Genomic DNA, 17562 nt, shown 5'->3' on the forward strand with positions numbered 1-17562 from the left:
GATCACGCTGGGTCAGGCGAGCCTGGTCGGGCGGGCGGACAGGGTGTCGGCGCGGCCTGCGCATCGCGGCGCCGTCAGGCGGGCGGTGATTCCGCCCAGGAAGCGGGCCGCGATCCCAGCGGCCTCGCCGGCCGGTCCCAGCGCACCGGCGTTCCGGCGATCGAGACCGGGGGGCTCGCGCGCCGCGCCGGCCCCCAGCCGGTCGCCTCGACGGCCGCCTCCGCGAAGTCCGTCGCGACGTCGGTCTGTGTCGCGCCCTCGGAGCCGGGCGGGGCGGCCTCGCCTTGAACCGCCGCCAGCAGCGCCGCGGTCCGGGCGAGGGAGAGCCGCGCCGAGAGGCCCCGCCCGTCCGTCAGGCGATGGCGCAGGGCCCTGAGCACGGCCGCCGCCGCCAGGTAGCCGGTGGCGTGGTCCAGGGCCTGGACGGGCAGAGGCACCGGGACGCCGGCCCCGCGCCAGCGCATCCCCGCTTCGGCGATCCCGGAGGACATCTGGACGAGGCTGTCGAAGCCGCGCCGGGCGCGCCAGGGTCCCGACCAGCCATAGGCGTCGAGCGAGACGTCGATCAGGCCCGGCCGGAGGGAGCGGCGCGCGGCCTCCCCGTAGCCGAGGGCGTCCAGCGCCCCCGGCCGGTAGCCGTGCACGAGGACGTCCGCCCCGGCGAGCAGGCGCTCGAAGGTCTCGCGGTCGCGCGGCGCCCGGAGATCCAGGCGGGCGCAGCTCTTGCCGAGGGTGACCTCCGGGGCGACCGCGTCCTCCTCCCAATCCGGCGGGTCGATGCGCAGGACATCGGCGCCGAACCCGGCCAGGAAGCGCGTCGCCACCGGCCCGGCCAGGATGCGGGTCAGGTCGAGGATCCTCAGCCCGGCCAGCGGCCGGCCGGGGCTCGGCCGCCAGGCCGAGGGGGAGGTCTCCGCGGGCGCGAACGCCACCAGCGGCTCGGCGGCGACGGCGCACCCCTGCGGATGGCGGGCCCACTCGGCGGCGGACCGCATCGCCGCCGCGCATCCGCCGGCCGCGACCACCGCCTCCTCGAGCGCGGCGGCCTCCCAGCGCGACGCCGCGGCGGCGACGGAGGGTCGGTCGGCACCGCATCCCAGAACGGACAGCGCGGCGGCCCGGTGGCGCGGCGCGTTGGTGTGGAGCCGGATCCAGCCGTCGCGCGACGCATAATCGCCGGCGACGGGATCCCAGGCCGGCGGCAGGGTCCAGCCGATCGGCAGCAGGGATCGCGCGAACCAGAGCGCCGAGAGCGGGCGGGAGACGCGGATGGCGGGCGCTGTGGCGGTGGCGGCCAGTTCGGCGACGGCGAGCGCGGCCGTCCCGATCGCGGCCGCGGCGAGGGCCGCGACCGGGAAGGCGGAGGGCAGGAGCGCGGTCCCCTCGAAGCGGAGCGGCCCCGCGCGGCTTTCGGCGAGGCCGATGGCGGGCAGGATCCGGGCGAGGATCGGCGCCTCGCCCGACCGGCCGTCATCGCCCGCGGGCGGGGCGCCGCGCATCCGCTCCGACATGGTGCAGTCTCCTTGACGTGAGAGCCGCCAGCCTCTCGGCTGTGCCGCGGAGGATTAATCTTGATCGACACGATCAACATGCGGGAATGGATCGACCGCGACGCGGCGCTGCACGCGCTCGGCATCAAGCCCCAGACGCTCTACGCCTATGTCAGCCGCGGCCGCATCGGGATGTGCCCCGATCCGGGCGATCCGCGGCGCAGCCTCTATCGGGCCGACGACGTCGCGGCCCTGAGGGCCCGGCATATCCGGGGCCGCAAGCTCGCCGACATCGCCGCCGGCGCCCTCGCCTGGGGCGAGCCCTCGCTGGCCACCAGCATCTCGACCGTGCACCAGGGCACGCTCCTCTATCGCGGCGTGGGCGCGGTCGATTGGGCGCGGGCGGCCACCCTCGAGGACACGGCCGCGCTCCTCTGGCAGGGCGATCGGGAGATCCGCTTCCCCGCGCCGCGGGTGCGGCCGCGCGAGCCGTTCGCGGCGCTGGCCGCGCTCGCGGCGTCGGGCCGGGCAACGCTCGGGCTCGGCGGGAATGGCCTGCGCGGCGACGCCGCGACCGCGATCGGCCATCTCGCCGCGAGCCTCGGCGCCGCGCGGGGCGACGCGCCGGTGCACCGCCGCCTCGCCGAGGCCTGGTCCCTCGGCGAGAGCGAGGGCGAGCGGATCAGGCTCGCGCTGATCCTCCTGGCCGAACACGAACTCAACGCCTCCACCTTCGCGGTGCGCGTCGCGGCCTCGACGGGCGCTTCCGTCGCCGCCGGGCTGCTCGCCGGTCTCTGCGCGCTCTCGGGACCCCGCCATGGCGGGGCCGGCATGGCCCTGGCGGCCCTGATGGGGGATGCCCGCCGCTGCGGCGCCGGCGAGGCGGTCGCCGCGTGGCTGGCCCGCGGCCGGGCGCTCCCCGGTTTCGGCCATCCGCTCTACCCGGCCGGCGATCCGCGCGCGAGGGCGCTGCTGGCGGAGCTCGCGCCGGACGAGACGGCGCGCGCCCTGCAGGAGGCGGCCTTCGCCGAGACGGGGGACCTGCCCAACGTCGATTTCGCGCTCGCCTGCCTGGCCGAGGCGTTGCGGCTGCCGGGCGACGCGCCTCTGTCCCTGTTCCTGCTCGGCCGCAGCGTCGGCTGGAGCGCCCACTTCATCGAGCAATCCGCCGAGGGCGGCCTCATCCGCCCGCGCGCCCGCTACCGCGGGCCGGGGCCGCGATCGGGCCCGGCCGGGCCCTGACGGGGGTCGCGGGCCGGGTTCGCCCGCGGGCCGGTTCATCCGCCATCCGGTTGATGGCTTCGCCATCTCCGATTTCGGCCATGCGGATGTCGGCGTCGCTCAGGCGCCGCGCAGGCTTGTGATCCGGGATCCGCTTCGATCAAGCGGATCCCGGATCAGACCGACCCCACCGTCTTGAGCCTCGCCCGTGGGTGGATCTCCGCCTGGCTCATCACCGGCGTCTCGCGCCGGAAGCGCTCGATGATCGAGCGCACGAAGGGGCGGGCCTGGACCGAGGTGACCAGCACCGGCATCTCGCCCATCCGCGCCGCCTCCTCGAAGCGGTCGCGCACGGTCGTCACGAATTCCGACAGGCGCGAGGGCTGCATCGCGAGGTGACGCTCGTCGCCCTGGCCGACGATCGCGTCGAGGAAGGCGCTCTCCCAGGCCGGCGACAGGGTGATGATCGGCAGCACCCCGCCCGGGCCCTGGTACTGGGCGCAGATCTGCCGGCCGAGCCGGGCGCGGACGTGCTCGACGATGTCGCGCGGGTTCTTCACGTGGCCCGCCACCTCGGCGATCCCCTCCACGATCGTGCCGAGGTCGCGGATCGAGACCCGCTCGGCCAGGAGGTACTGGAGCACCCGCTGGATGCCGGTCGTGGCGATCTGGCTCGGGACGATCTCCTTGAGGAGTTCGGTGTGCTCCTTGGGCAATTCCCGCAGCAGCTTCTGCACCTCGACGTGGTTGAGGAGTTCGGAGACGTGGGCCTTGATCACCTCGGTGAGGTGGGTCGAGACGACCGTGGCGGCATCCACCACGGTGTAGCCGCGCAGCTGGGCCTGGTCGCGCAGCGAGGCGTCGATCCAGGTGGCCGGGAGCCCGAAGGTCGGCTCCAGCAGGTGCTGGCCGGGCAGCTGCACCTGGCCGCCCATCGGGTCCATCGCCATGAACTGGCCCGGGAAGACCTGGCCCGTGCCCGCCTCGATCTCCTTGACCCGGACGATGTAGGTGTTCGCGTCGAGCTGGACGTTGTCGAGGATGCGCACGGAGGGCATCACGAAGCCGAGCTCCGCCGCGAGCTGCCGGCGCAGGGCCTTGATCTGCTCGGTGAGCCGGTCCTGGCCGCCCGGGCCGTTGACCAGGGCGAGGAGCGCGTAGCCCATCTCGAGCTTCAGGTCGTCGAGGCGGAGCAGGTCCGCGACCGTCTCCTCCTTGGGCTGCGCCGCGCCGGCGCCGGGCGCGCCGCCCGCCGCCGGCGCCTCCGGGTCGACCGGCTTGGGCATCCGCGCGATCCGGCGCGCGAGGTAGGCGGCCCCGCCCGCGAGGAAGAGGAAGGGCAGCATCGGGATGCCGGGCAGGAGGGCGATCAGCAGCATCACCGCCGCCGACATCCCGAGCGCCTTGGGGTAATTGGCGATCTGGCGCCCGAGCGCCCGGTCCGCGGCGCCCCGCACGCCCGCCTTCGAGACCAGCAGGCCCGCCGCCGTCGAGACGATCAGGGCCGGCACCTGACTGACCAGCCCGTCCCCGACCGTCAGCAGCGTGTAGGATTGCGCCGCGGCGCCGAAGCCCATCCCCTGCTGCATCGTCCCGATGATGATGCCGCCCACCACGTTGATGAAGGTGATGAGCAGGGCCGCGACCGCGTCCCCGCGCACGAATTTCGAGGCGCCGTCCATGGCGCCGAAGAAGGCGCTCTCCTCCTCCAGCGCCTGCCGCCGGGCGCGCGCCGTCTTCTCGTCGATGAGCCCGGCCGAGAGGTCGGCGTCGATCGCCATCTGCTTGCCCGGCATGGCGTCGAGGCTGAAGCGCGCCGCCACCTCGGCGATGCGGCCCGAGCCCTTCGTGATCACCACGAAGTTCACGATGATCAGGATCGCGAAGACGATGATCCCGATCAGGAAGTTGCCCCCCATCACGAAGTGCCCGAAGGCCTCGATCACCTGGCCCGCCGCCGCCGTGCCCTCGTGCCCGTGGCCGAGGATGAGCCGGGTCGAGGCGAGGTTGAGCGCCAGCCGCAGCATCGTGGCGATCAGCAGGACGGTCGGGAAGACCGTGAATTCCAGCGGGTTCTCGATGAAGAGCCCGGTCATCAGGATCAGCACGGACAGGATGATCGACACGGCGAGGAGCAGGTCGAGCAGCAGCGCCGGCAGCGGGAAGATCAGCACCACCAGGATGCCCATCACCGCGATGGCGAGGACGAGGTCGCTGCGCCGCGTCAGGCCGACGAGGTCCGCGCGCGTCGGCAGCGCGAAGGCGCGCAGCGCATCGAGCCCCGTCGCCTTCGCGTCGCTCATCCCGGATTCCGCCCCGCCCTCACCCGGCAAGATCTGCCGGGTGCATGGTGAAGGATCCGTTAAGACACCCGCCCGGCCCGGCCGTTCCCGCGGCGCAGCGCCGTCGCTCTCATCACCGGTTGTTGGCCGGCTGCTCTTCGCGGCAGTGCAGCAAGGCAAGTGACATGCCCCGCTGTGCCGCAGCAAAAAACAAGCACAGGACCGGAACCGTGACGGTCAAGTTCGATCAATCCGGGAAGAACGACGTGGTGGCCCTGCGCCACCTCGGCGATTTTGCGGAACCAAGTGGCGGCATAACGATTGAGACGGTAACCCAAACCGACACGTCGAGGAGATCATGCGCACCACCCTGATCACCGTCGCGACCCTGAGCCTGCTCGGGGCCGGGATCGCGCAGGCCCAGACGACCGTGACCGGCGAGCCGGCGCGGGATGCCAAGCCCAGCACGCAGTCGCAGGGCCAGGAGGCCGTCACCCGGCCGAACACCGACACGGTCGACAAGGGCAATCCCGGCACCACCGGCACGCTCACCAACGCCAAGCTCGAGCCCGGTGCCAACAGCTTCACCGAGGGCCAGGCCCGCAGCCGCCTCGAGAAGTCCGGCTTCACCGAGATCAAGGACCTGAAGAAGGACGACCAGGGCATCTGGCGCGGCCACGCGATGCAGTCCGGCAAGTCCGTCCAGGTCGGGCTCGACTTCAAGGGCAACGTCGCCGCCAACCCGTGACCGCTGCCCGCGACGCACAGGATTCCTCTCACGAAGGAGCGCCCGATGGCGACCCGCACAATCTCGGCCCTGTTCGATTCCTACGATGACGCCGCCGCCGCCGTGCGGAAGGTGGAGGCGGCCGGCGTGCCGCATTCCGACGTCAGCATCGTCGCCAACAACGAGGGCGACCGCTATTCCGGCCACGCGACCGCGCACGACACCGCCCACAAGACCTCGGACGGGGCGGGGGCGGGCGCGAGCGTCGGCACGGTGCTCGGCGGCGGCGCCGGGCTCCTCGCCGGCCTCGGCCTCCTCGCCATTCCGGGCGTGGGCCCGGTCGTCGCGGCGGGCTGGCTGGTCGCGACCCTGACCGGCGCCGGCGTCGGCGCGGCGGCGGGCGGCCTCCTCGGCTCGCTCACCGGGGCCGGCCTGAGCGAGGACGAGGCCCACGCCTACGCGGAGGGCGTGCGCCGGGGCGGCACCCTGGTGACGGTGCGGGCGGACGACGCCACCGCCGACCGGGTGACGAGCCTGCTCAAGGAGCACGGCTCCGTCGACATGGACCAGCGCATGCAGGGCTGGCGCAGCGAGGGCTGGACCGGCCGCCACGACGCCACCGGCTCCTACAGCAACCCCGCCACGGTGGCGGGCGGCGAGGTCGGCAGCACGGCGATCGGGGCCGCGGGCTCGACCACGACCGGCCTCGGCACCGGCGCCCCGCTCCCGACGAGCGGCGTGCCGTACGGGGCCGGCCCGACCCCGGCCGGTCAGGCCATGGACGCGGCGGTCGAGCGCGACACCCTCGCGGGCACCACGCGCGAGCGCCACGCCGCGATCGAGGACGAGCTCCCCCCGGTCCGCCGCCCGGTCGAGACCGACCGGCGCTGACGCGATCCGGCGTCCGGACGCTCGGTCGGGACGCCGGACCACCGCGCGGCGCGACCGAGCGGATGACGGGTGATACCACCGGGCATTTCCAATGACCGGTGGTGCTGCGCTCGAATTTTCGCCAAGCCCTTGGCTTGAAATCGAAAATTCGAGATGGATCAACGGCTCGATGCGTCAGCATCCTGAGCCGTTGGTATGACGTGCAGCTTGGCTGACGGCCCGGCCGGGGGATGCCCCGGCCGGGCCTTCTTCGTGGGCGGTCGGCCGGGTCCCGGCGGCCTGCGCCGCGAAAGCTGCTCGGCCCGCGGCGCGGGCGGCCTTGCCGGACGACCCCGCACTCCCCCCGTCGAACGATCCTCCCGGGCGCCCGGTGCGCCGATCGCCCCGCGAACCGAGTCCCGGGTTGAGGCCGCCGCGTCGCTAGGCGTGGCCGAGGGCGGGGGCGTAGACTGCGCCATCGTTGGCAGTTCCGACTCCGTAGGCGCCGACGGCTGAGAGACCCTGTGTGCTCCCGCTTACGTCAGGCAGGAGCCCACCATGCGGACGCCACGCGCGGACGCCTCCAGACTCGTCCGGCAAACGGAAGCGAGCATCGCGCGGTCGCGCCAGGTGCTGGCGCAATCCTACGCGATCCTCAGGCGCGCGAACCTGGTGCTGAACTCGCTCCGTCACGGTCGCGGCACGCGCTCCGCGCCGGGGGACGACGGGCCCGCCGAGGCGGGCGCGCGGGAAGTCACCGCCGCGAATCCCGACGATCCGGCCGGCAACGCCGGCACGTCCGGCACGCGCAGCCCGGACGGCGGGGATGCGCGGCCGCTCGCGGGGCACCCCGTCGCGCCCCGCCGCTGAGCCGGGGCGGCCAGCGGTGCGGCGGCGGCAATTCTGCGGGACCAGGATCGTGAGAGGGATCGCTGCGGGCGATCCCGCGCGGGGCGAGGGTGTCGGCGAAGGGTGTCGGCGAAGGGTGTCGGCTGCGGGCGTCCCAGGCCTCCGCGGTGAGCGCGTCGGCAGTCGGGGCGGCGGTGACGGCGGGGCTCGGGGACGCGGCCCTCGCCCGGCCCGTGGCGCCCTCAGGCGCGCCCGAGGTCGGGGCCGAGGTCGGGCTGCCGCCGCTGCCGCCCTCGGAGGTGATGCTGCACGCGCGCGACCAGGGCGCGCGCGCCGCGGGCGCCCTCAGGCTGATCGCCGGGGCCTTCCGGGCGGCGCCGGGCTGAGGGGCGCCGGAAGAGGAGGCGGCCGATCACGGTGCCGAGCCTTCGGCAGAACAGGGCCGCGGCGAGGAACCACGCGGCGGCGAGCCAGAGGGCCTGGAGCAGCGTGAGCGCCGCCGCGCCGAGCACCAGGGCGCCGCGGCCGAGGAGGGCGAGGGCCCCGCGGGCGCGGGTGCCGAGCCGTTCCGAGAGCCGGCCCGCCCGGCGCAGGTCGTCCGCGCTCTCGGCGAGGGAGAGGGCCTGCAGGATGCCGCGGGTACCGACCCGCCGCTGCAGGGCCGCCGCCTCCTCGCCGAGCCCGCGCAGGCGGCGCAGGGCGGCGGGGCGCAGGGCCCCGCCGAGCGTCGCCCGGGCGCCCGCGAGATCGAGGCGCGCGAGGGCCGCGAAACTGCCCCGGAGCGCGCCCGCATCGACCAAGCCCTCGGTGGCGCGGGCGAGGATTCCCTGCAGCGGCTTCGACAGGCGCCCGGTCCGGGTCGCGAGCTTGAGGGTGGTGGTGCCCGCATGGGCCGGCACGCCCGCCCCGGCGGCGAGCCCGAACGAGGCGACGGTGGCGCCCGTGAGGGTGAGGCCGACCGCCGAGAGGCCGAGCAGCATCGGGTCGTAGGCTTCCCGGCGCAGGAACTTGCCGCCCTCGCTCCAGAGGTCGCGCAGGTCGCCGTAACCGACGAGGTCGCCCGCGAGCGCCCCGGCGAGGCCCGGCACGCCCTCGCCCTGGCCGGTGGCGAAGCCGCGCGCCGCCTCCGCGACGGCCCGCGCCGCCGCGCTTTCCTCCAGGGCCGCCACCGCCGCCCGGCGCGCCGGCGCCACCGCCGCGCCCTCGTGCTCCGCCACCGCGACGAGGCTGCGGGCGAGGTCCGGATCGCCCGCCGCCAGGGCGGCATCGATCTCCCGGCCGAGGCGCTCCGGCGTCGCGGCCTCGCGCAGCCGCAGGGCCGCGAGCGCCCCCGGGTCGTCGGCCGCCTCGCGCAGCTGCCAGGCCGCCCCGGCCCGCGGCAGCAGCGCCGCCGCCGCGGCCGCGAGGAGGCAGGCGGCGCCCGCGAGCAGCAGCGCGCCGGCCGCGCGGCGCGGCCGCGCCGGGCGGGGAGGCGGGGGGAGGGCGCAGGAGGGCATGCGAGCGGGATCCTTCTCGGCGAGAGATAGGAGCGCCCCCGCGCGCCCGCACGTGGCGGCCCCGCCACGCGGCCCGCTTTCCCGGGGGGCCCGGCCACGGGGCGGCCCACCTTTACCGGCGCTTAACCATGGCGCCCGCCCTATGCGGCCATGCCGCACGACGCTTCGCCCCCGCCTTCCTCCTACGATCCGCTGGCGGATGCGCGCGCGCTGCATGCCCGCATCGAGGCCCTGCGCCACGCCATGCGCCTGCAGATCCGCGCGCTGGACGGCCTGGAGCGCCGCCTGACGCCCCTGCGCCCCGAGGGACGGCAGGGCGCGGCGCGGCTTCGCGACCTCAAGGCGCTCGGGATGCTGTAGCCTCCGCGGCGGCACCCCGCCGGGCCGTGCCGAGGGCTGCGGGTTTGCCTGGCCCGATCGTGTCCCCTGGTGGGTGTCGTGCGCGACCGCCCGCGGCGGCTGCCGCGAGGGGCGAACCCCGCAGTTCCTGCTCGCGAACGGTCCTGGGGCCGCGGCGTCTCGCGCGCGCGGTCCTGTCGCGGAAGGACGGACTCCGCGGCCCTCCGGAAACGCGGTGAGGAACGGATAACCTTGGCGGGAGGACGCCCGGGACGGCCCGCGGGTCCGCGCGTTGAGCAAGGGAGCCGAAGGCGGGGAGCAGCGCATGCAGGACCGGTGCGGCCCGACCCCGGTGACGATCCGGCTCCGCGATCGGACGATCACCGCGAGCGTGCGGGCCGTGGGCGGGACCCTCGATCTGCCCCTCTGGCCCGACGGCCCGCCCCGCCGCCTGCGCCAGATCGTGCTCGATCTCGGCGCGGCGGGCGCGCCGGTGGAACTCTGGCTCGACGAAGCGGCGGCCGCCGGCCTCAGCGGGGGGCCATCACGGTCCTGAGCACCTCCAGGATATCGTCGCCGCGGCAGGGCCGGGCGACGAACTGCGCGTCCTCGGGCATCCGGTCCGGATCGGGCTTGGCGCGGCCCGACACGATCACGGTCGGCAGGCCGGGGCGCAGCTGGGAGGCCGTGCGGGCGAGGTCGAATCCGTCGGTCTTGCCCGACAATTCCACGTCCGTGATGAGGGCGACGATGTCGGGACGGCTCTCGAGCAGGGAGAGCGCCCGCTCCGCCGAGGCCGATTGGAGGGCCTCGAAGCCCGCCGCCTCCAGGACGTCGCTCAGGTCCATGATGGTGAGTGCCTCATCCTCCACCACCAGCACGACGGGCCGCTCGCCCGGCACGGTCTCGTTCTCGGTCCCCACGGTCACCATCCTCCGCGCTCGGCCCATCCGGCCGGTACGCCCGGTGGGCGATCCATGCGGAGGGCGTGTTGATCTGCGCCGACCGCCGGTCCACCGCCTGATGCGCCGACCGATGATCGAAACGAGGGACGGCACGCCCCGGTTGCAGGCCGCCCCGGGCCGGCGCCGCAGCGCCCGGCCGCGCCGCCCCGACGCGGTGGGGCGACACCCCTAAGGTTGGCCGGCCAGGCGTGGATGTCCAGCCCGGGCGGGTCCGCGGCCGGTGCGGCCGGCGCCGGGCCGTGGCCGCGCGGCCACAGCCTGCGCGGCCCGGGCAGGGGTTCGCGGGGTGCGCCCGCTTGCGCGGAGGCCCGCACCCCGCTAGAGGACGGCGTCCCGCCACCACGGCCCCGCGCCGCGGCGGCCCGGGTCGGAGAGGTGGCCGAGTGGTTGAAGGCGCACGCCTGGAACGCGTGTATACGGGCAACCGTATCGAGGGTTCGAATCCCTCTCTCTCCGCCAAGCCTTGAGCGTAAGCCCTTGAAGAAACGTGTTTTTTAGGGGCGCTTGTTGCGCTTGCCCCAACTATTACCCCAATGCGTTGCACGCTCGCACGAGGGGAGGCGCATTGTCGTCGCGGCCGGTCGCTCGCAGCGCCGGCCGGTCCAGGTCCCGTTTGATCAAGCACTGGCCGCGGGCGCGCTCATCCTCACGGGCGCGGGCCCATCGGCTCCACGGTTGACGTCGGTTGGGGCGCAGGCCGGCCCGCGCGGCACGGCGGGAGGCCCGAACGGCCACCGCGCGGGCGGCGCCCTCATCACGAGTCGGGGTCGGGCTGCTTTCCACCGGAGCCTGTCGGCCCTGGCCCGTTCCGGCTGCCGTCATCATGTCGGCTCGGCGGGCGGGACGATCGCCGCCCGTTCCGAGACGCGCCGGATTGTGCGCGTCAGTGCGCCCCTACGCGCGACCTCGGGAGGCGGCAGGATGCGGCACGTCCTCGGGCTCGCTACGGGCTTGGCGCTCCTCCTCGGCGACGAGCCGGGTCGGGCGAACCCGTCGCGGCATGATCAGGTCCGCATCGTCTACGACCGTCCCAAGAGCGCGGAGGCGCTCGCGATCTACCGGGACCTCAAGGGACGCCGCGTGCTCGAAGGCCTTCGGGAGATCGTCGGCGGGGTGCGCCTGCCGCGTTCGCTCACCCTGCGGTTCGCGGCGTGCAACGGTGAGGCCAACGCGTGGTACGCGCCCGAGAACCGGACCGTCACCCTCTGCTACGAGTACGTCCGGTACGTGCAGGACCGGGCGCCCAAACAAGCGTCCACAGCTGGGATCGGGCGCCGCGACGCGGTCTTCGGTCCCCTGGCGCAGGTGTTCCTGCACGAGGCCGGGCACGCCCTGTTCGATCTCCTCGACGTACCGGTGCTCGGCAGGGAGGAGGATGCCGCCGACCAGTTCGCGGCTCACGTCCTGCTCGAACTGCCGCCCGCGCAGGCTCGGCCCATCATCGACGGCATCGCACACCTGTACCGCAGCCACGCGGTCGAGGAAGAGGCGGAGGAGGCCGTGCTCGCCGACGATCACAGCCTCGCCTTGCAGCGCCTCTACAACCTCCTCTGCCTCGCCTACGGGGCGGACCGCCGCGCCTTCGGCTACCTCGTCGCGGGCGGTGCCCTGCCGCAGGCGCGCGCCGAACAATGCGGGGCGGAGTACGACCTCGCCACGGACTCGCTGCGCAGGCTCTTCCGGAGCCACCTCCGCGGCGGACGGCTGGAGCGCGCACGCGTCCGCCGCGCATTCCGATGGATGTTCTGACCCGTTGGCCGGATGCGGCTGGCGCTCGCCTTTTCGACCCGAAGGTGACGACCCGAACGGCACGGATCGCGTGCGCCTCGGCGTCGGCCCACACTCGGGGGCCAACCGCCGCCCCGAGTGGAGCGCTGCGATCGGCTCGAGCCTTGCCGGATGGTCTTGCCGAAACGGATTTCGGAGGACCGCGATAGGTCGATCGTCCGGTCCATGCGATGATGCGGGCGGCCCTTGGCGGCGATGCTCCGCGATGGGTGTGGCCCACCTCGGCGAAAGGCCCATGACTCCGTCCCAAGGCCGGTTCGTCTGGTTCGAGTTGATGACCTCCGACATGGTGGCGGCGCGGGCCTTCTACGCCGACGTCGTGGGCTGGGGCATGAGAGACGCCTCCGTGCCGGGCGCGCCCTACACGCTCCTGACGGTCGGCGGGACTTCGGTCTGCGGGATCATGGGGCTGTCCGGTGCGGCGCGGCGGGCGGGGGTGCAGCCGAGTTGGATCGGCTATGTGGGCGCCGGCGACATCGATGCCGCAACCGATCGTGCCGTGCGTCTCGGCGGCACGTTGCACATCCCACCGGCGGAGATCCCGGGTGTGAGTCGCTTCTCCGTCGTGAGCGATCCGCAGGCGGCGCGGCTCGGACTCTTCAAATGGCTGATGCCCCGCCCGGACGTGGTCGATCCAGCCAGCCGTCCGGGCCATGTCGGCTGGTCCGAACTCCTCGCCGCCGAGAGACGGGGCGCGCTGGACTTCTACCGCGAACTCTTCGGCTGGGATGATGCGAAGGACGAGGCGGCCGAATCGGCGGGCGAGTACAGCGTGTTTGCGATGGACCGGCAGCCGATCGGCGGCGTCCTCACCAAGCCCGAGTTCGTGCCGGCTCCGTTCTGGCTGCACTACGTTGTCGTTCCCGACATCGCCGCAGCGGCCGCTCGGGTCGCGGCGGGAGGCGGCCGGATCCTCAACGGGCCGGTGGAAGGCCCCGGAGACACCTGGATCCTGCACGCCATGGACCCGCAGGGCGCCCTGTTCGCACTGATGGGGCGAGGATATGCCCGGACCGTCACGGCGACGTGGAGGAGCGATTGGGAGAGGCGCCCGACCGGCGGCAAGGTCTCAATCACGCGCGTCGGATCAGTTCCCGGAGACGCTCCCGGGACGCTTGATGAGCCGCCGGACCGCCCGCGGGGCCGGCGAGCGTGACCTCTTGAGCCCACCCGGCGACGCGCCGGACTCTCCAGGCCGTCCGGCTCGCCAGCGCCCGGCGAGGCGCCCAGGGGGGCGTCTTGCCCCCACGAGCGCGGCGCGCCGGCTGCGCGGGCCGCGCGCGCGATCGCGGCCCTGGCCCCGCGTGACGCACGGAGGAGCGGACCGTGAGCGGCGCGTCCGTGGACTATGCCGGGCCGTCTGCCTCCTGTTCGAGCCCGCGCCCCAGGGCGAACTGGCCGACGGCGCCTTCGACGTGGTGCGGCAAGCCCGTCATCCTCGCGAACAGCTCGATGTCGGCCGTGCCGATCGCGCAGCCGCCGAGCCCCATCTCCGTGGCCACGAGGTACAGTGTCTGGGTGAGGACTCCGACGTTCTTCAGGATCAGCTCATAGGCCACGGCGCTGTACTTCCACGATACCCGGCCGAAGCGCGCCGCGATCGTGATCAGCACCTGTGGCAGGCAGGGCTCGCCCATCGCGTAGGCGCCGGCCGTGAGCAACGCATTGAGGTCCTGCGGGCGCACGGGGAGGAGCGTGAGGGCGTGCCGGCCTGCATCGTAATGGTAGTAGCCGGGCGCGAGCCCGTCGCAGTGGCGGATCGCAAGGTAGAGTTCGAGTTCGTAGCTCGCTCCCGCCGAAGGATAGGGTCTCGTCGTGTAGGACAATATCGGGCCGTCATGCTTGGCATCGAGCGGGCTGCGCCAGGTCGCCTGGACCCGCGCCACGCTGTCGAGGAGCTGCGCCAGCTCGGCGCGCGTGAGCGGGGCTTGGTCGTCATAGCTGCGGGTCGAACGGCGCTTGCGTAGCAGGGCCGAGACCGGCCGCACGGTCGTGCCGGGAACGTCGGAATCCTTGCGCAGGTCGATGGCTCGGCCGGGCCAGCGGGGGCGGACGGCCGGCAAAGGGTTAAACAGGCCGACATAGGGGTAGCGCCCACCCAGGGGATTGGCGTGTCGGCCCTCCGTACTGCGGGCGTGGAAGAGCAGATCGTGGAAGTCCCAGAGCACGAGGTGCTCGTCGCCCTCCGTCGCGCGCAGGCCGGCATCGCCATCGGCCTCGATCCGAAGGAGGATCTGGCTGTCGAGCAGCAAGGCCAGCAGCTCGGCGCCTGGCAGGCCGTCCTGGCGGCGGAGCCGCGCGACGGGCTGCGGCTCGGAGAGGCCGGCGAGCAGCGCGGCGACGGCGGGATCGCCGATGCGGAACAGGGCCGCGGAGCGGGGCGATTCCAACACCATGTCGCTCGCGCGCCGCCGCAGGTAGGCAAACCGCGAGAGGACCACGCTGTCGCCGTCGGTCAGGTCCGGCAGCCGCGGCCAGTAATCCGGAACCTGCGGCTCGATCACGACCTCACCGCGGTGATCCGCGCCGGCAAGGCTGTACTCGACGAGGCCGCTCCGGGCGAGGCGCTGGACGAGCCGCAGCACGTCGCGGTCGACGCGGTCCGGGCTCGCGACCAGCGCGCCGACCGGCAGCCCTGCCGATAGCGCGCGCATCCGCTCCACCACACACTCGTCGAAGCGGCCGAGACTGATCTCCTGATGCTCGACGCGGACCAGGATCTCGCCGCCCGCGCCGGCATCGAGCGCGATGTGGCGGCGAAGACGAACCGACAGCGTTGCCGGCGACGCATCCTGCGTGCCCGCATTCCGGGAGGCTTGCATGGCGGCAACCCTCTCAGGTCGGCGGGAACAGCGGATTGAGGTCGCGCTCGGGGACGCTCCGGTCGAGCCAGCCGAGGGCGAGCGGAACGTCGTAGAGCCGGCCGGGTCCGAAACGCGGGTAGAAGTGCCGCATCCCGGGAACGATCACCTTGACAACCGGCACGCCGATATCCGGCCGCGTCTGGTCGAGGACGAGGAATTCGAGTCCGCGGGACGCCATCAGGTCCACGCAGGCGAGGACTTGGTCCCGGCGATCGAGGCGCGCGAAACCGGAGCGGAAATCCGGTGGGAGCCTCGGCTGACCGTCGGGCACGAAGTACGGATTGTTGTCGAGGCGCCACCGATGGGCGCTGTCGTCACCCGGATCCACGCTGTGCCGGCGCGCCATGAGCCCGATCGAGAAGAACTGATTGAGTTCGGTGATGGCGCGTAGCGCAGCGATCCGCGTGTCGAAATGGGAGCCCGAGCCGAACTCGACGCACTCCTCACCGTTCTCCGTCCAGTGCGAGATCGCCACGAAGCTGGGGATGCCGAGATCGTTGGTGATGTCGAGCACCCACAATCGGCGTCCGGCCTCCGTCAATTGGGCGCGCAGGTCGCGAATGTAGGAGTCATCGAGTGCATCCAGGTCCAGGGGCGGTCTTTGCAGCCGATTGTACCACCAGATCGCGTACGCATCCCGCTCGACGAGTTCGAGGAAGCCCTGCACGATGGCCTCCTCGATCGTGTTCCCGGCCGCGCAGCCGTTCGAATCCGCACTGGTCTCGGCGTGGCCCGATCCCCTGCAGAAATAGTACAGGAAGCTCGTGGGCAGGTACTTGAACGCTGCGTCCCGCAGCGACCAGACCGGCGACCACGCGATCGCGGCGGAGGGGTCGAAGGGAGCCGGTATGAAGGATTCGTGATCGTGCGCGCCCGTGAGGCCCTGACGGTACTGCGCGTCGCTGAAGAGCATGACGTCGTTCGGAGCGATCGCCTCGCCGGCCCCGAACTCGTCGAAACGCCGGACCACCCTGATCTCGTCGCCTTGGAAGATCCCGGAATACCGCTCGATCGCCTCCATGAGGGCGCTGGCCTGCGCCTGCTCGCTCGTGCTTCCCTTGCCGTAGCTGTCGCTGCCCAACCCGGCCTTGAGCGCAGGGACCGTTTCGGGGCGCGGCGAGAAGTTGTGGCGCGCGACGTAGCTGGTGTTCAGGGACAGGTCGGCTTCCATCGGCTCCAGCCGCGAGACGACCCCCGTGAGCGGGCTCACGTGCTTGCGGTAGCGCGCGAGCGTGGCCTCGGGCGACAGCGCTCGGTATCCCCCGCTCGTCAGCACGAGCTTGCCGCCGGCCTTGAGTTCGAGCGGGTTCGCCGGACGGTTCGGGTCGCGCTGCTCCGGATGGCCGCATGCAGGGCATTGCGGACGCGCCGCCACGAAGTGCCGCGCGATCGTCGCCCCCGTCAGGTCGAAGCTGATCACGTGATCGCGCAGGTCCGTGCGAAAGTCGGTGGCGATCGCCTTCGCGATCTCGATGGCTGCGAACGGCGTCGCGCTCTGCCCGACCGGGTTGCGGACCAGGGGCGACAGCGCCACCGGGTCGGCCCGCTGCCGTTCCAGAAACGCCTTCACCTCGCGGTTCCACCGCATGCGGTCGGCGAGGCAGGTCCAGCAGGCGCCTTTTCCCGGAGCGAGCAGAGGCCCCACTAGCGGGAAGATCCCGGAGGGCTGGACGATCAGCCAGGGCGTCTCGTCGGACAGGTGCCGCCGGTTCGTCTCCGCGAGGCGCGCATCGAGGTAATCGTTCACCAGCACGACCGTTAGGTCGGCGGTGCGCTTGACCACGCGCACGCCGAGACCGGTCAGCGCCGCCGCGAGGTCGTCGGCGCCCGATACGTCGAGCGCGCGGATCCGCACCCTGCAGTTCCGGAGGTTCCACTCCGCTGCGCCGGGCGGCAGGCCGAGACTCGCCCAGAAGGCGGCTGCCGCGTCGTCGGCCGCGACGCGGTCGAGCAGGACGAAGCGTCGCTCGACCAGCCGCCTGAGGGCTTCGGTGATCGCCTGAGCCGGGAAGTCGAGCGTCAGCGCGTCGAAGATCGCCTTGAGAGTCCTCCCGGCAGCCAGTTGCGGCGCGAGCGCGGCATAGAGGTCGCCTTCGAGGAAGAACTTGCGGTGTTCCGAATAGAGGCAGACGACGTTGGGCGGCAGCACGTAGACGGAAAAATTCGGTGCGAACCGCGGAATCTCCCGACCGTCGCGCCGAATCGCAGCACCTCCGCGATCAGCTGTCATTCCAAGACCGCCTGCCACGACATCGGCGTCATCCTTTGCATGCGCAGGCCGAGCCTTCCGGCTCTCGCTTCAGGACTAAAGGGCAATCGCGTTCACCCACCGGGCACGGCGAACACCCGCGATGACCGGACCATCACTCGTCTCGCCAGCGGTCGAGCCGCCCACACCATTGACGAGGAGGTGCCACATGCCCGGCGTTTCCCGGCTAGGGACGCGGGCAGGGCACCTCGACCATCCATCGCCGAAGCGCGAACGCAGGAGATCTGCGGGCCGTGCGACTGCGGCATGGCGTCAGCACCGGCAGCCGCCGCACCCTCCGCAGCCGCACCGGCATCCTCTGCAGCCGCACCGGCATCCTCTGCAGCCCCTCCACACCCGGCAGCCGCGGCAGCCCCTCCACACGACGTACGCCTGCTGGACCAGGCCTTGCGTCGGATTGGC

14 protein-coding genes and 1 tRNA gene are annotated in these 17562 nt (G+C 73.2%); 9 read left to right on the forward strand and 6 right to left on the reverse strand.

Going from position 1 to position 17562, the window contains the following annotated elements:
* Positions 1-74: 74 nt before the first annotated feature.
* The gene (locus M446_RS18945) at positions 75-1511 is read right to left on the reverse strand and encodes a CoA transferase (protein ID WP_012333716.1); all 1437 of its coding nucleotides are present in this window, start codon (positions 1509-1511) and stop codon (positions 75-77) included.
* Between the two features lie 60 nt (positions 1512-1571).
* Between M446_RS18945 and M446_RS18950 the strand changes: the two genes are divergently transcribed.
* Entirely contained in the window at positions 1572-2732 is a 1161-nt protein-coding gene (locus M446_RS18950) for a citrate synthase (RefSeq protein WP_012333717.1), read from the forward strand.
* A 155-nt stretch (positions 2733-2887) separates the two neighbouring features.
* Here the strand turns inward: M446_RS18950 and flhA are convergent, their stop codons facing one another.
* The gene (gene flhA / locus M446_RS18955) at positions 2888-5014 is read right to left on the reverse strand and encodes a flagellar biosynthesis protein FlhA (protein ID WP_012333718.1); all 2127 of its coding nucleotides are present in this window, start codon (positions 5012-5014) and stop codon (positions 2888-2890) included.
* A 337-nt stretch (positions 5015-5351) separates the two neighbouring features.
* Between flhA and M446_RS18960 the strand changes: the two genes are divergently transcribed.
* From M446_RS18960 to M446_RS18970, 3 genes are all read left to right on the forward strand, one after another.
* Positions 5352-5741, forward strand: a complete 390-nt coding sequence (locus M446_RS18960) for a hypothetical protein (RefSeq protein ID WP_012333719.1) — start codon at positions 5352-5354, stop codon at positions 5739-5741.
* A 45-nt stretch (positions 5742-5786) separates the two neighbouring features.
* Positions 5787-6611, forward strand: coding sequence for a hypothetical protein (locus M446_RS39725; RefSeq protein WP_012333720.1), 825 nt, complete (start codon positions 5787-5789; stop codon positions 6609-6611).
* A 537-nt stretch (positions 6612-7148) separates the two neighbouring features.
* Positions 7149-7460: a hypothetical protein gene (locus M446_RS18970; RefSeq protein WP_012333721.1), complete on the forward strand. Its 312-nt coding sequence runs from the start codon at positions 7149-7151 to the stop codon at positions 7458-7460.
* A 221-nt stretch (positions 7461-7681) separates the two neighbouring features.
* Here the strand turns inward: M446_RS18970 and M446_RS18975 are convergent, their stop codons facing one another.
* Positions 7682-8935, reverse strand: coding sequence for a hypothetical protein (locus tag M446_RS18975; protein ID WP_012333722.1), 1254 nt, complete (start codon positions 8933-8935; stop codon positions 7682-7684).
* A gap of 150 nt (positions 8936-9085) precedes the next feature.
* Here M446_RS18975 and M446_RS18980 point away from each other — a divergent pair, with 150 nt between their 5' ends.
* Both M446_RS18980 and M446_RS18985 read left to right on the forward strand, forming a co-directional pair.
* Positions 9086-9295, forward strand: a complete 210-nt coding sequence (locus M446_RS18980; RefSeq protein ID WP_012333723.1) for a hypothetical protein — start codon at positions 9086-9088, stop codon at positions 9293-9295.
* A gap of 304 nt (positions 9296-9599) precedes the next feature.
* On the forward strand, positions 9600-9830 hold the full coding sequence (locus tag M446_RS18985) for a hypothetical protein (RefSeq protein ID WP_012333724.1): 231 nt from the start codon (positions 9600-9602) through the stop codon (positions 9828-9830).
* Here M446_RS18985 and M446_RS18990 read toward each other — a convergent pair.
* Positions 9805-10206: a response regulator gene (locus M446_RS18990; protein WP_012333725.1), complete on the reverse strand. Its 402-nt coding sequence runs from the start codon at positions 10204-10206 to the stop codon at positions 9805-9807. The genes M446_RS18985 and M446_RS18990 overlap by 26 nt on opposite strands.
* Before the next feature lie 402 nt (positions 10207-10608).
* On the opposite strand from M446_RS18990, the gene M446_RS18995 reads away from it, so the two are divergent.
* From M446_RS18995 to M446_RS19005, 3 genes are all read left to right on the forward strand, one after another.
* Positions 10609-10698: transfer RNA gene (locus M446_RS18995), tRNA-Ser, on the forward strand.
* A gap of 462 nt (positions 10699-11160) precedes the next feature.
* Positions 11161-11988, forward strand: coding sequence for a DUF4344 domain-containing metallopeptidase (locus M446_RS19000; protein ID WP_012333726.1), 828 nt, complete (start codon positions 11161-11163; stop codon positions 11986-11988).
* 244 nt (positions 11989-12232) lie between these two features.
* The gene (locus M446_RS19005; protein ID WP_012333727.1) at positions 12233-13183 is read left to right on the forward strand and encodes a VOC family protein; all 951 of its coding nucleotides are present in this window, start codon (positions 12233-12235) and stop codon (positions 13181-13183) included.
* Positions 13184-13373: 190 nt separating this feature from the next.
* Here the strand turns inward: M446_RS19005 and M446_RS19010 are convergent, their stop codons facing one another.
* Positions 13374-14849 carry a SagB family peptide dehydrogenase gene (locus M446_RS19010; RefSeq protein WP_012333728.1) on the reverse strand — a complete coding sequence of 492 codons (1476 nt, stop codon included), beginning with the start codon at positions 14847-14849 and terminating at the stop codon, positions 13374-13376.
* Positions 14850-14862: 13 nt separating this feature from the next.
* Positions 14863-17121 carry a TOMM precursor leader peptide-binding protein gene (locus M446_RS19015; RefSeq protein ID WP_012333729.1) on the reverse strand — a complete coding sequence of 753 codons (2259 nt, stop codon included), beginning with the start codon at positions 17119-17121 and terminating at the stop codon, positions 14863-14865.
* Positions 17122-17562 lie beyond the last annotated feature (441 nt).

Origin of the sequence: Methylobacterium sp. 4-46 (assembly GCF_000019365.1) — a bacterium.
In the GTDB taxonomy this organism is placed as follows: domain Bacteria; phylum Pseudomonadota; class Alphaproteobacteria; order Rhizobiales; family Beijerinckiaceae; genus Methylobacterium.

Bases quoted from the DNA above. Each gene is read 5' to 3' on its own strand.
- M446_RS18945 (WP_012333716.1), bottom strand. From the start codon at position 1,511: ATGTCGGAGCGGATGCGCGGCGCCCCGCCCGCGGGCGATGACGGCCGG.
- flhA (WP_012333718.1), bottom strand. From the start codon at position 5,014: ATGAGCGACGCGAAGGCGACGGGGCTCGATGCGCTGCGCGCCTTCGCG.
- M446_RS18960 (WP_012333719.1), top strand. From the start codon at position 5,352: ATGCGCACCACCCTGATCACCGTCGCGACCCTGAGCCTGCTCGGGGCC.
- M446_RS39725 (WP_012333720.1), top strand. From the start codon at position 5,787: ATGGCGACCCGCACAATCTCGGCCCTGTTCGATTCCTACGATGACGCC.
- M446_RS18970 (WP_012333721.1), top strand. From the start codon at position 7,149: ATGCGGACGCCACGCGCGGACGCCTCCAGACTCGTCCGGCAAACGGAA.
- M446_RS18975 (WP_012333722.1), bottom strand. From the start codon at position 8,935: ATGCCCTCCTGCGCCCTCCCCCCGCCTCCCCGCCCGGCGCGGCCGCGC.
- M446_RS18980 (WP_012333723.1), top strand. From the start codon at position 9,086: ATGCCGCACGACGCTTCGCCCCCGCCTTCCTCCTACGATCCGCTGGCG.
- M446_RS18985 (WP_012333724.1), top strand. From the start codon at position 9,600: ATGCAGGACCGGTGCGGCCCGACCCCGGTGACGATCCGGCTCCGCGAT.
- M446_RS18990 (WP_012333725.1), bottom strand. From the start codon at position 10,206: ATGGTGACCGTGGGGACCGAGAACGAGACCGTGCCGGGCGAGCGGCCC.
- M446_RS19000 (WP_012333726.1), top strand. From the start codon at position 11,161: ATGCGGCACGTCCTCGGGCTCGCTACGGGCTTGGCGCTCCTCCTCGGC.
- M446_RS19005 (WP_012333727.1), top strand. From the start codon at position 12,233: ATGGGTGTGGCCCACCTCGGCGAAAGGCCCATGACTCCGTCCCAAGGC.
- M446_RS19010 (WP_012333728.1), bottom strand. From the start codon at position 14,849: ATGCAAGCCTCCCGGAATGCGGGCACGCAGGATGCGTCGCCGGCAACG.
- M446_RS19015 (WP_012333729.1), bottom strand. From the start codon at position 17,121: ATGACAGCTGATCGCGGAGGTGCTGCGATTCGGCGCGACGGTCGGGAG.